This window comes from Paenibacillus sp. 2003, assembly GCF_031455635.1.
Taxonomy (GTDB): domain Bacteria; phylum Bacillota; class Bacilli; order Paenibacillales; family Paenibacillaceae; genus Paenibacillus; species Paenibacillus amylolyticus_B.
Map to the genome: position 1 here is coordinate 1,780,358 of NZ_JAVDTB010000001.1, position 13,033 is coordinate 1,793,390.

Annotated in this window: 9 protein-coding genes; 5 read left to right on the forward strand and 4 right to left on the reverse strand. The window is 44.0% G+C overall.

Annotation, left to right across the window (positions count from 1 at the left end):
* The first annotated feature begins 6 nt into the window (after positions 1-6).
* Together J2X75_RS07910 and J2X75_RS07915 are read left to right on the forward strand one after the other, a co-directional pair.
* Positions 7-1,230 (forward strand): macrolide family glycosyltransferase, encoded by a 1,224-nt coding sequence (locus J2X75_RS07910; RefSeq protein WP_310335552.1) that lies wholly within the window; start codon positions 7-9, stop codon positions 1,228-1,230.
* A 138-nt stretch (positions 1,231-1,368) separates the two neighbouring features.
* The gene (locus J2X75_RS07915; protein WP_047843067.1) at positions 1,369-2,598 is read left to right on the forward strand and encodes a multidrug effflux MFS transporter; all 1,230 of its coding nucleotides are present in this window, start codon (positions 1,369-1,371) and stop codon (positions 2,596-2,598) included.
* A gap of 164 nt (positions 2,599-2,762) precedes the next feature.
* Here the strand turns inward: J2X75_RS07915 and J2X75_RS07920 are convergent, their stop codons facing one another.
* Entirely contained in the window at positions 2,763-3,737 is a 975-nt protein-coding gene (locus J2X75_RS07920) for a helix-turn-helix transcriptional regulator (protein WP_310335554.1), read from the reverse strand.
* A 105-nt stretch (positions 3,738-3,842) separates the two neighbouring features.
* Between J2X75_RS07920 and J2X75_RS07925 the strand changes: the two genes are divergently transcribed.
* Positions 3,843-4,325, forward strand: coding sequence for a GyrI-like domain-containing protein (locus J2X75_RS07925; protein ID WP_310335555.1), 483 nt, complete (start codon positions 3,843-3,845; stop codon positions 4,323-4,325).
* Between the two features lie 94 nt (positions 4,326-4,419).
* Here the strand turns inward: J2X75_RS07925 and J2X75_RS07930 are convergent, their stop codons facing one another.
* Genes J2X75_RS07930 through J2X75_RS07940 form a run of 3 tightly spaced genes read right to left on the reverse strand, consistent with a single transcriptional unit; the run spans position 4,420 to position 8,082 of the window.
* Complete coding sequence (locus J2X75_RS07930; protein ID WP_310335556.1) at positions 4,420-5,541, reverse strand: Ger(x)C family spore germination protein; 1,122 nt, start codon at positions 5,539-5,541, stop codon at positions 4,420-4,422.
* Positions 5,538-6,626 carry a GerAB/ArcD/ProY family transporter gene (locus J2X75_RS07935; RefSeq protein WP_310335557.1) on the reverse strand — a complete coding sequence of 363 codons (1,089 nt, stop codon included), beginning with the start codon at positions 6,624-6,626 and terminating at the stop codon, positions 5,538-5,540. Before J2X75_RS07935 ends, J2X75_RS07930 begins: the two co-directional genes overlap by 4 nt.
* Positions 6,619-8,082, reverse strand: coding sequence for a spore germination protein (locus J2X75_RS07940; protein ID WP_310335558.1), 1,464 nt, complete (start codon positions 8,080-8,082; stop codon positions 6,619-6,621). The genes J2X75_RS07935 and J2X75_RS07940 overlap by 8 nt, the downstream gene beginning before the upstream one ends.
* A gap of 232 nt (positions 8,083-8,314) precedes the next feature.
* Here J2X75_RS07940 and J2X75_RS07945 point away from each other — a divergent pair, with 232 nt between their 5' ends.
* Positions 8,315-10,612, forward strand: a complete 2,298-nt coding sequence (locus J2X75_RS07945) for a copper amine oxidase N-terminal domain-containing protein (RefSeq protein ID WP_310335560.1) — start codon at positions 8,315-8,317, stop codon at positions 10,610-10,612.
* Positions 10,613-10,728: 116 nt separating this feature from the next.
* The gene (locus tag J2X75_RS07950; protein ID WP_310335562.1) at positions 10,729-13,014 is read left to right on the forward strand and encodes a preprotein translocase subunit SecA; all 2,286 of its coding nucleotides are present in this window, start codon (positions 10,729-10,731) and stop codon (positions 13,012-13,014) included.
* Positions 13,015-13,033: the final 19 nt, after the last annotated feature.

The following is a 13,033-nucleotide window of genomic DNA, read 5'->3' on the forward strand; positions in this document are numbered from 1 at the left end:
GATAAGATGGCACGTGTATTAGTAGTCATTACTCCAGCTGAAGGACATGTGAATCCGTCGTTAGGATTAGTTACTCAGTTGACAAACAATGGTGAGGAAGTCATCTATGTGTGCACGGAGGAGTACCGTTCCCGAATTGAACAAACCGGTGCCCAGATCATTACCTATCCATTTCCACAAGATGCCTTCTCTCATGATCCGGTGTTGAAACCCCAGGAATACACGCACTCTTATCAGTTCATTTATATGATGGTAAGCGGTATTATTCGGAGGATCATACCCAAGGTGCTAAAGGTGATAGAGGATCAAAAGTTCGATTATATGATCTTTGATTCCCTGATGGGATGGGGAGGGACTATTCTTGCAGAAAAACTGGGAATTCCTGCGGTGTGCTCGATTGCGTCCTTTGCTTTTGTGGAGCCTCTAGGGTCTAACTCAGTTCTAAATGAGACGGAGACGAAGGAGCTTTATGAGGCTACGATGAAGATCACAACGGAGTTAGCCGAAGAGTTTCAAGTGAGTATTCCAGCCATGGAAGAGATTCCGGCACATGCAGGTCAGTTAAAGCTCGTGTACACCAGCCGTTATTTTCAGCCTCAGGCAGAAAAGCTGGATGATCGTTTTATTTTCACGGGTCCTTCGATCATAACACGTCAAGATGCTCCAACCTTCTCGTTTGAGTTGCTTCGTGAACGGTACCCGCAAACCGTGTACATTGCTATGGGTACGATTTTAAATAAAAATTTGGATTTCTATCAGCTTTGCTTTGAAGCATTAGGGGATCTACCCATAAATGTTGTTCTATCTTCAGGAAAGTACACGGACATGACGCCGCTGGCGGATCAAGTTCCTCCTAATTTTATCGTCAAGCCATACATTGCCCAGTTGGACATGTTGCAGCATACCGATGTTTTTATTACACATGCTGGAATGAACAGCACGAGTGAGGCGTTATATTACAACGTTCCGATGGTGATGATTCCATTAACATCGGATCAGCCTCTTGTCGCCAATCGGGTACAGGAGTTGGGCGCGGGTATTGCTTTAAATAAACATAACCTCAGTGCAACTAATTTGAGAGAGGCATTAACAGAAGTACTACACAATTCGCTTTATAGACGGCAGGCTTACCTGATTGGTGAATCTTTAAGGCAGGCTGGCGGTTACAAGCGAGCTGCCGAAATGATCATGAGTCATATGGGTTCAGGCCGGGGAAGTTACATAATTTAATGGTTTTCAATGCAAAGTCGCTTAATAAGCGGCTTTTTTTGGTTTTAATAATCTAAAGACTTGACCTACAGTTAACTCTATGTCTTATACTCCGATTAGGCTTGCAAATTATATGAGGAATTGGAGATTTTATTTATTATGGCGAAGAGCACGAATTGGAATGTTTTTGGACTGGCAATACTACTAGGTTTATTTTCTACATTAGGTCCATTTACGATTGATATGTATTTACCGGCTTTTCCGGAGATTGCACAAAATATGAATACAACGGCATCACTTGTACAATTTAGCCTTACTGCTTGTTTATTAGGACTCGGTGTAGGACAACTTGTTATGGGTCCTTTGAGTGACGCGTACGGTAGACGTAGACCATTATTGATCTGCATGGCAGCTTATATTATTTGTTCCTTGGCATGTGCTTTTGCTCCGAATATCGGACTATTGATTTTGTTTCGTTTCACGCAAGGATTTGCCGCATCAGCTGGAATTGTCATTTCCCGTGCGATAGCTAGAGATCTGTATAGTGGACATGAACTCACTAAATTTTTCTCTTTGCTGTTGCTTGTAGGGAATTTGGGGCCTCTGGCAGCACCGATTGCGGGAAGTGGGGTTCTTTCCTTCACAACATGGATTGGCGTATTTATCTGCCTTTCATTCTTGGGGATTTTCTTATTAATCATGACAAAGTGGAGCTTAAAAGAAACACACCCCGTGGAAAGACGTATGGTTCCTGACTTCAAACAGCAATTGGGAAATTACAGAATGCTTCTGCGTGACCGCAAGTTTGTTGGTTACATGCTGGCACAGGGAATCATGACGGCAGGGGTCTTTGCTTATGTGGCGGGAACACCATTTATTTACCAAAATATATATGGAGTTACACCCACGGTATTTGCTATATTGTTTGCTTCGAACGGCATCAGTTTGATCATCGGATCTCAAATCGTGGGTCGATTGGCCAAACGTATCCCTGAGCAGACGCTGCTATTATCGGGACTATGGCTTGCTATAATAGCAAGTGTGGCTGCGTTGGTCGTAACCCTGGCTCATGGTCCACTTTTCGCGTTGGTGATTCCATTGTTCTTCTTCGTATGCTCGATCGGCATTACGTCTACAGCGGCATTCCCGCTTGCCATGGAGAGTCAAGCCAAGATGGCCGGAAGTGCAGCAGCACTGCTCGGCGTTGTGCCTTTTCTTCTGGGTGCACTGGTTGCACCTCTGGTCGGTATCGCGGGTGAGGACACTGCCGTCCCGTTAGGACTCACTTTATTAATGACCAGTATCATTGCGATTGTTACTTATTTTCTACTCGTTAAAAACGTCCCGCAGCATACACCTAATCATGCCCAGTCTAATGCTGACTTTTAGTATAGAAGGAACAGCTCGCCAAGCATTGGCGTGAGACATGAATGAATATGAATCCATTACAAGTCGCTGCAATAGCGGCTTTTTTGGTTTTTCTTACTGAACGCCAGCCTGAATTCAGGTAAGACATTGTTAGAAAATGGAGAGACTGGGGAGGAGGGGGCTGCTCACTGCTTCATTTGGTATAAGCTTAATCTCTCTAGTACAGCATTAAGGACTTCTTCCGGAATCTCCTTGACCTTGATATCTTCACCTAGAAAAAGCAACCAATTGGTGATTTCGGTTAATTCTTCTAAGTTATGAACATTCATAAATGCCTTTAGGAGGCCCGTAGTTTGGTATGGATTTGTATAGGCAATTGAAAATTTTAAAGGATGGTATTTTTTGAATTGCGCAATTGCCTTTGGACCAAGTTCCAGGACAAGGTTGAAAACTTCTTCCTGCGTATTTCGTTTTAGTTGCTCTACAATCTTTTTTGTACTCAGTCTTTTTTTCGCCGGGTATGCTTCGACATGGATGAGGTTGTCAACTGATACGATTCGTCTCTTTTCTTCCTCCAAGTCAAAACCTTCAATGATCCAATGGCCTTTTTGATGATGAAGGTGCAAGAGAACGATGGGATAGGACTTTGTTTTCTTCTCTTCTTGGACAGAAACTAACAAATAACGTTCTATAAGCAGAATTTGGATGAGTTTTTCCAAGGTAGGGTGAGGCAGGTCTGACAGATCAAGCAAGTCTGGATTATGGGGATTGGTCCCTTCAAAAAGCAATATTTGATTCAAATGCACAAGGTCATCTTGCTGATTTTCTGAGATAAGGCCCAATAATTTTTCAGCCAAAGATTGACGACTCTTCAGATAAGGAAGCTGTTGATTTCTTGTCGCCATAAAGGCAATGAATAACGCTTTGATTTCATTATCGGTAAAACGAACCGTGGGCAGGAGCGAGTTGTTCATGACAAAATAACCTCCGTCCCGCCCAACTTCAGCGACAAGTGGCATTCCCATGGCTTCAATTTCTCTGATATCTCGAATGGCTGTTGATCGAGAAATATTAAATTCTCGCATGATTTCAGAGATGGTAAAGTGTGCACGGTTATTGATATACCGCGTGATGATATTTATGCGTTCAACTTTTTTCATTGGGCCCCCTAAACAGTATCATATTCTGACATGATTTAAGGTTATTATAAACCTATCAAGTGAAAACACAAATCAATTGAAAATTTAAAGAGGACGGTGTAAACCATGAGTAATTATCATTTCGAAGAAAAAGACAGCTTTATCGTTTTAGGTATTGGAACAGAGCTTAAAAGCGACTACACAGACTATGCTGGTATCAGCAAGGAGAAGACGGATTTTTGGTCCACTGTGAAAGAGGATGGAAGCCTGGACAGATTAAAGTCCCTAGCTACTAATGACTATATTTTTGCTGTAAACGAAGCAGTCAATAACAAGATGATGCATTATGCTGGGGTCATGACAGAAGAATCTCTGCCAGAAGCAACGAGAGTAATCCAATTTCCTAAGGGAAAATACCTTGTTGTGAAGGGTGAAGCAGAGACGGCTGATGCGCTCAGTAATATGCTTACTGGCATTGCCTTTGGTCAAGCCCTCCCCGTAGAAAAGGATTATGCCTATGTTGGCGGTCCGAATACAACAGTTGAAATGGGAGAGAAAAACGGTTTGGTATATGGTGAAATGTGGATTCCTGTTGTAAGGAATGGATAAGACGTGGAGATCTGAAAACTTTTGAGTTGAATATGAAGGAGAAAGCTCTCTTCCAAATGGAAGAGAGCTTTCCCAATTGCACGACAGCATGTTATTAATTTAAAACACCACTTCCGACTATGGTAACCTTTATTTCCGGGTGAAAACGAACTTGGGCATATTGTTTATTCCAGTTTAGGCTTTTCCATAAGTCCGGGTGATGGGCAATTAAATGTCTGCCAATACCGAAGGAATCACAACCACTTTGCTGAAGTGTCTTGATAATTTGTTCTGCGTCCTGAGTCATGACATCGGATAACTCGCTGTTCAGACGTTCAATCGTGTCTTTTTCCTGAAGATGATTCATTGCATACTCAACGACCGTTACTGGAAGTTCGATCTGAAGATTCACATCAATTTGGCTATCATTTGCCACCTTTACCGCGAGTTTGCGCTTAATTTGTTCGATATTCGCTTCGTAAGTGACATAGTTGCGCGGGTTGTTGGAAGGCCCAGGGTGAATCTTTTTGACAAAACGCGCCGCTTCATTCCATTTACCACTCATAATAATGTATAAAGGAGCCTGTTCGGTATTGAGACTGCCACTGAACCTTTGCCCATGAAACAAGGCGATTCCACGAGCATCAATTTCCTCTCCATCCTTATATAGATAAGGCAGTGTAAAATCCTGTCCCGGATCCAGCATGGGAGGGAGAAGAGTCTCTAACGTCATTTCAGGAAAAATACATAATTCCTCCAGACTCTTAATTTTTTTCGTAATAAAATCACCAATCAATATGCTGCCAACTCTTTTTTGGTGTAACAAATCTCCGGCATCGCCATCCACAATCGCAATTTTCACATGTGAGGTCGGGTAATCCGGTTCCCGATATAAGACGTCCAGGTATGGGTAGATATCATTTTGTGCGAGTTTGTTTCCGTATAAGATCATCCCATATTTGAAAAACCGGATATCACCAGTCACTTTAGCGCGAATTCTATCCGTGCTTTGACGGACGGATCTCCCGGTGCCTGAATGGACTTCATTAACGCTGCTCCCTTGTTGACTCTCAAAATCATCGACAATTTCAAGCGTCTGTTTAATTTCACCCTCTGAGGTGATATCAAACGCCGAAGCATTAGCCAGTCTTGCATCTTTTAAACTATCCTGATCCCAGCATCCCGTCATCACCATGAGCAGGAACAGGAGGACAAGGATTTTTCCTCGATTACTCATATCATCTTCTCTTTCCGTTTCATTATATAAGATAGGACCAACAACAACAGAGGCAGGATCATGAGAAAAAAGTATGCCGATCTGTTGGCAATCGTACTAATTAACTCAAGTTTTTCCTTCTGTTGTGGCAGATAGGCAATTACACAAGAAGCAAGAACGACATAAGGCACCGCTTTTTTATGGTGTTTTTGTTTGAAGAGATAACTTATACCATAGGATGCCGTATAGTAATAGCCACATATGGCCCCGAAAATTGAAATTAACCAGATAGGGAGGAACAGGAAATCCGCCCGATCCATTGTTCCGAGTGGGATAGAGCGGAGCAGATATATGACCGGTTCAGGCATTAAGTCAAGTTGCTGGGGGCTGAACGCCGTTGAACAAATGAACACGGTGAATGCATACAACACCACGACTACAGCACTTGCTGAAGCAACAGACTTGAGTTTGTCCCCGCTGCTACCTTCAACCATAGGAAACACAACGAGAAAAAACTCGAATCCGAACATAGCCATTAATGTTTCGGTTGATCCACTAATGATATTGGGCCATCCCGCTTCGGTTAAAGGCAAAAGATATAACAGATTGATTTCCTTGAGTCCATAACTGATCAATACCATCATCGGCAAGACCAAAAAGGAGATGAGTACCAGTACTCGGGCAATGATTCGTAATTTTTGCCGAACCAAATAGATACTGCTGAACAAGAAGAGGGCTAATATAGCCCATCGAGGCGTATCCTGCAGCATCCAACGGTTAATCACACCGTAAGCGTTCACCAGAACAGAAGTGCCCATTAATAGGAAATATCCAACGTAGGCAATGATCAGCAACTTGCCAATCCATTTACCGGTAATCAGCGTTACAATGTGATAAATGGACGAACTCGGGAATCTTCGCATCAAAAGCCAGCACAACAGTATGACAAGTTGGATCAGGAACCCTCCAAGGAAAACAGAGATCCACCCACCTCCTTTAGAGATAAGGTGTATACGGTAAGGGAGGGACAAAATATCTATACCAATTTCAAATTTCAAAATGAGCAAGAATAATTGTCCCCGAGTGATTGTTGTTTCCTTATTCACGTTTTTTCCCACTCCTATAGAACTTCTGCTGATTCAGCCGCTGCGGGCGGGCATCATGAGGACGCTCGCGAAGCGCCCAGATGGGAAATCGAATCCATACATCCTTCATGTCAGCTAATCGGAAAGGGGCCACTGGAGCAAAATAAGGCGATCCGAAGTTTTCCATCTTACAGAGGTGAATGGTTAGAATCACCAGACCAAAAGCGATGCCGATATATCCAAAAAGCGCCGCTCCAATCATCATTGGAAAGCGGAGAATACGTACTGCCGAACTCATCTCATGCGAAGGCACCAAAAACGACGAGATAGCGGTTAGTGAAACCACAATAATCATTGTATAGGATACAAGCCCCGCACGAACAATAGCATCTCCGATAACCAAACCGCCAACGATGCCGATGGTCTGACCCACTCGGCTGGGAAGTCGGACCCCGGCTTCTCTTAATACTTCAAAGATCAATTCAAGCAACATTGCCTCTACAAGTGCAGGAAAGGGGATGTTCTGCAATGATTTCTTGATTGTGTGTGCCAGCTCGATCGGTAAAATAGCGGAATGAAAAGAGATGGTTGCAATATAAACAGCAGGTAATGTAAAAGCAATGACAAAACTCATCATGCGAATTAAACGTAAAAAGGAACTGACAATCCAGCGACCATGATAATCATCCGGACTTTGATAAAAAGCAAAAAACGTAACTGGAGCGATAAGAGCAGAAGGACTTCCTTCGGCAAGTATGGCGACACGTCCTTCCATCAAGTTGGCAATAACCCGGTCAGGTCTTTCTGTACTGAGCTGCTGGGGAAACAGAGAGAAGGGGTTATCCTCCACAAATTCTTCAATAAAACCTGGAGCGAGCACCATATCTGAAGATATGGACGTGATTCGCTCTTTTACTTCGTTCACCAACTCCGGATTGGCCAAGTCCTGAAGATATACAACTGCAATTTTGGTATGTGTCTTCTCACCGACGTTAAAATATCGAACGATTAAGGATGGACTGATAATTTGTCTACGGATCAGATTCAAATTAACCGAAAGCTGCTCTACGAATCCATTGTGCGGCCCTCGAATAACGCCTTCATTTTCCGGTTCGGTTGTGCTTCGCACATACATTTTCTCGGTAGAAAGAATGTAAAACTCCGGGTGCCCGTCGATTATGTAAAGACATTTCCCTTGAATAAGTGAGACTATTCCACGTTGCAGATCCGTATCTTTTCGACTTTCTAATGTGGTGAACGATGGGTAGATTTCCGAATGAGCTTGGCTATTCAGTGCTGTTAAGACATGTGTTTGAATGATCTCCTGGTCTACAAGTGAATCGATATAGAGAAGCACACTTTGTACACCATTAAGTAGAAGCTGTTGTTGTTTCAAATCGTCAGTACAGTAGAGGGACTGTTCCACATAAGAAATATTCATTTTTAATTCAGAGAATGCCTGATTGGTTGGGGTCATTGATCCACCTCTTTATAAAATGCGACATGGATTATCTTGTGCAAAAGCAAGACTATTATTCAATAGGTGTTTCTTATTCAAAGAACTTATAACCAAACATTGAAAAAATAGTTGCACTAAAATCCATAATTTACAATTCAATTAGAAACTTTTTCCTAAATCTAGCGTCTAATACTATGACTTTTTGAGGGGTTATAAATTACTAGAGAGTAGAAGGAGCCAAAGACAACGCATGAATATGAAGAAGAAATTATCCATTTTTACCGCTTTAGCCGTTTTTCAAGCATTTGCAGTTGGTTCTGTGAACGCGCAATCAGCACCACAAGGGGATACTGCGTCAGTAAACACGGCCAATGTAGAATCAGTTGAAGTGTTAAAGCAAGAGCAGCCGATTGCAGAGCGTGAAGTGAAGACGGAGAGCAATAACAAATCTACCAATACTCCGCCCACTGAAGCCAAGGACACTCAAACCTCGACCGGTACTGAGGCAACACCTAAAACAGATAGTGAGAAACCTGCATTGGATGGGGGAGAGACCACTACAAACGAAACGGGTACAAAACCTGCAGTTCAAGAGGAAACACCTGAGGATGAAACGCCAGCTACACCTGCTCAAATAGAGCAACCATCCATTGATGGAACGTCTCCTGTAGCAGCAGGTGGGAATCTGACGTTGTACATGAATAGCAACAAAATGGAGCAGGATGGAAAAACGTATCTTGCTGGCCAGCCAATGGCTGTAAAAAACGGTGTATCCTATGTTGCAATCCGTGCGCTGGTTGACCGTGTGGGATACGGCGTCAAATATGATAACAAAACCAAGGAAACCATCATTATTAGTGGTGAGGATGAACTCCGATTCAAGACTAACAGCAAGGACTATACGGTAAATGGAGAGACCAGAACGATGAAAGGCCCTGCTTATCAGCAAAAAAGTACATTCATGGTGCCGTTAACTTCCATTACTCAAGCTCTGAACATCACCTATAAAGTGAATCAGTCGGCTAAAACGGTTGTGTTGAATCTTAATACAAAACCTGTTGCAAGCTTCATCATTTCTCAAAAGGAAATCTTTGCAGGAGATCAAGTGGACTACGTGACTTCTTCCAGTTCTCCAAATGGACTGGATATCGTTGACGAACGCTGGACTGGTCGCCAGGATTCATTTGATCAAGCAGGTACATATACGATTTCATATCAGGTTCAGGATTCCAATGGCCAATGGAGCGATCCCTATTCAACTACGATTGAGGTTATGAGTCCTAATCTTCCTCCTGTAGCCATGTTCGCCACGGATAAAGAACAGTATAAAATGGGCGAAAAAATAACTTACACAGACCAAAGTACAGATGACGAAAATAATATTGTTAAAGCGGTATGGGAGAACAATTCACTTGCGTTCTTTGAACCGGGTCCAAAAACGGTGACTCTTACGGTTACTGACAATCATGGCGCTACGAACACGTACTCCAAAGTCATTACCATAACCAATGAGACCTTATATTCATTTACCGACTTCAATTTACTTTTCACGCCAGTAGGACAGAAATTTACCTTTAACGGCGGCGAAGTGACTACGATGGAGAAAGTGCCTTATACGTACATGGATGAGCCAAGTTTGCTGATCCGCAGTAACAGTCCGGAAACTGTGAATACGGAAGGCATTGTATATAAAGAATCATCTTCGGGGCAGACCCGTTTCATGATTCACCACGTGAACAATACAGGCAAAAGAGTAAAAATGTATGTGATTGCAACCAATAACAACCCAAATCCGGCAGTATTTGAACAACAGAATATGGGCTTTGCCGGACCTACACCATATGCTACCGTAGCTGGGAAATTGTCTATTGATAAATGGTTCAAGTCGATTCAGACTGGAGCGGATCAAAAGAAAGAGTACCTTCAACCTGGGGAAAGCAAATTGATTTTGACTGAACTCAATAAAACGCCGATGAAAGAAGGACAAGTCATCTCTCTCTATTCGGACGCTTATAGTGATTATTCCCTAGACTATAACGTTATCCTGGTGGAAGAAAATAAAGATCCGTTCGAAGCCTTGCCATTGCTTCCCGTGCTTGATCGTGACGGCGTGCATAACCGGGGTACGTACCCGAACGCGACTCGCGTCATAAAGTACGATGAGCACGTGGGAACCAAATCGGCCCGTCTGCCACTTGGTGACAATTCAAGCGATCCCAATCTGGTAGGAACAGATCCGATGGCTTACACAGACGCATCCAATGCGGGTAATTTCGGCGTATTGTACAAAATCACGCTGACCAATGTTGCACCGCGTACACTTATCTCCTTTAACCCTCGTGGAGGAAAGTACTCCGGAGTAGCGCTGGTGAACAACCAGTTGGTATCGATTGCTGAAGGTAACGTTGCCGTTGCCAATTCAAGTGAACAAAGCGTTCTTTACCGCACAGGGTTAACTGGAGAGAGCGTAACGATTCTATTCTCTGCCGCGCCAGGAAGCAACCTGCCGGTCAATCTGCTCTTCACACCGCTCCCATCGGAGAAGTAATGTAGTTGTCTCTTATAACGAATGGTTTGGTGGCACGTTAATCATCGAAAGAAAAGACTCCATATGGAGTCTTTTCTTTTCACAACTTATTTCTACTAAGGAGGAATCAAATTCCGATGAATGTAGTCGTCAAGTTGATACGTGAATTCAAAGAGCGCGATACCCGGCGTTTGTTGAAAGATTATCGAGACAGAGTGGAGCTTATAAGGAAACGGAATTTGGAAGCTTGGGACGATCAGCACCTGCAAGCAGAATCTCTTCGGCTGCAAGAAGAAGCAAGATCAGGCATGCCTTTGGATGAGCTGCTTGTTGATGCTTATGCTTTAGTCTGCGAGGTTGCGAAGAGAACACTCGGATTACAGCCTTACGATGTGCAGATTATGGCTGCTATTGCTTTGCACGAAAGATTTTTGATCGAGCAGCATACCGGTGAAGGAAAAACACTCTCTGCTGTTATGCCTGTTTATCTCAACGCATTGACAGGCAAAGGCGTTCATGTACTCACATTTAACGACTACTTGGCAAATCGAGATGCAGCGTGGATGGGCCCGATCTACCGTTTCCTCGGGTTAACGGTAAGCTCGGTTCAAGCGGGCATGAGCCTGTTAGAGAAACGGGAAGCTTACGCCAAGGACATAACCTATGTTACGGCTAAAGAAGCAGGGTTTGATTATTTGCGCGACACAATAGCATTCAATGAAGCCGATACCGTACACCGTCCTTTCCATTACGTCATCGTCGACGAAGCGGATTCATTGCTTCTTGATGAAGCGCGGGTGCCGCTAGTCATTAGTGGCGATTCGAGTGCTTCCAAGAGTGATGGCAATCTTTTCGCAGAAGTGGCCCGGCAGCTGCAGCCAGGAGAACACTACGATTTTGACGAGTTCCAGCGGAACGTTTACTTGAATGAAGCGGGTGCTGCGAAAGCGGAGTTGCTGCTGGGATGTGGCAATTTGTACGATAGCCATAACAGTCATTGGTTAACGTCATTGAATTGTGCGCTGCATGTGGAATCGTTATTAAAAAAAGACGTCGATTACATCGTCCGGGATGGTGCAATTGAACTAATCGAAGAACATACTGGCCGTGTGGCTGAGAACAGGTATTTGCCGGACGGGCTGCAAGCTGCGCTGGTGGCGAAAGAAGGATTGCAGTGGAAGGCTGGCGGGAGAATTCTCGGCACGATCACGATTCAGCACTTTATTAGCCTGTATTCGGGAATCTGCGGAATGACGGCTACGGCGCACGCTTCAGCACTGGAATTTGAGGATATCTATGCGTTACAGGTCGTGCAAATACCGCCGAACCAGCCAAACATACGGATCGACCACAAGCACCGAATATACACCAATAAGGAAGCCAAATATAAGGCACTTGTACAAGAAATCTCTTCCGTTCATAGGGTGGGACGTCCCATTCTTATTGGTACGTCAAGCGTTGAGGAGTCTGATATGCTGGCGGAGGCGCTTGCCGCTGCTGGCGTACCTTGCCAGGTTCTGAATGCAAAAAATGATGCGAGAGAAGCCGAAATCATCGCTAAAGCGGGAGAAATAGGCGCGGTAACGGTATCTACGAATATGGCAGGGCGAGGCGTCGACATTCGTCTCGGCGGTGGTAATCCCGCTCAGGCAGAAGTGGTTGCCAAACTGGGCGGATTATACGTGATAGGTACATATGTAAACGAAAGCATGCGGATAGATGACCAGCTGCGCGGGCGTTCCGGCCGCCAAGGTGACCCTGGGTCTTCCGTATTTTATATTAGCTTGGAAGACGAGTTGATGCTTCGCTTTGGCATTCATAAACTGTTTCGCGCTCCAAATCAAGACGAGGTTCTTGATGATCCGGCGCTCCGCAGCAAAATCGAGCATATTCAGCGCGTTATTATAGGTCAAAACTTCGATATTCAGCGGGAATTGAACTGTTATTCGGATATGGTGGAGGATCAGAGGCGAATTCTATATGAAGAAAGGCTCGGGATTTTGAAAGCTGAGAGACTGATGAGTCCATCGGAGCAGCGCGTACGGCTTTTTTATATCGACGAGTTCTGGGCTGACCATCTGGCATTTGTTTCTTACATTCGTGAAAGCATCCATCTCGAGAGCATTACCAGTCGCAACCCAATCGACGAGTTTCATACGCAAATCACCCAAGCATTCGAGCAAATTCCGGCTAAAATAGATCATGAATCGGCGAATATGCTTAGAAAACTCGGAGGTTCGAATGAACCCGAGAAATGGGAACTGTTCGGTCTGAAGAGTCCTATTTCGACTCGGACTTATATGATCAACGATCAATACAGCCAAGATAAGCGCAGTTCATGGACCGGAACGACGGTATTTGCTTTTTGGGGCAGTAAGATTTTGAAGCTGTTACTGAAGCCAGTATATAGGATGTCAAAATAGTGATGGGAGCGTGACGATC

Bases quoted from the DNA above. Each gene is read 5' to 3' on its own strand.
- J2X75_RS07910 (WP_310335552.1), top strand. From the start codon at position 7: ATGGCACGTGTATTAGTAGTCATTACTCCAGCTGAAGGACATGTGAAT.
- J2X75_RS07915 (WP_047843067.1), top strand. From the start codon at position 1,369: ATGGCGAAGAGCACGAATTGGAATGTTTTTGGACTGGCAATACTACTA.
- J2X75_RS07920 (WP_310335554.1), bottom strand. From the start codon at position 3,737: ATGAAAAAAGTTGAACGCATAAATATCATCACGCGGTATATCAATAAC.
- J2X75_RS07925 (WP_310335555.1), top strand. From the start codon at position 3,843: ATGAGTAATTATCATTTCGAAGAAAAAGACAGCTTTATCGTTTTAGGT.
- J2X75_RS07930 (WP_310335556.1), bottom strand. From the start codon at position 5,541: ATGAGTAATCGAGGAAAAATCCTTGTCCTCCTGTTCCTGCTCATGGTG.
- J2X75_RS07940 (WP_310335558.1), bottom strand. From the start codon at position 8,082: ATGACCCCAACCAATCAGGCATTCTCTGAATTAAAAATGAATATTTCT.
- J2X75_RS07945 (WP_310335560.1), top strand. From the start codon at position 8,315: ATGAATATGAAGAAGAAATTATCCATTTTTACCGCTTTAGCCGTTTTT.
- J2X75_RS07950 (WP_310335562.1), top strand. From the start codon at position 10,729: ATGAATGTAGTCGTCAAGTTGATACGTGAATTCAAAGAGCGCGATACC.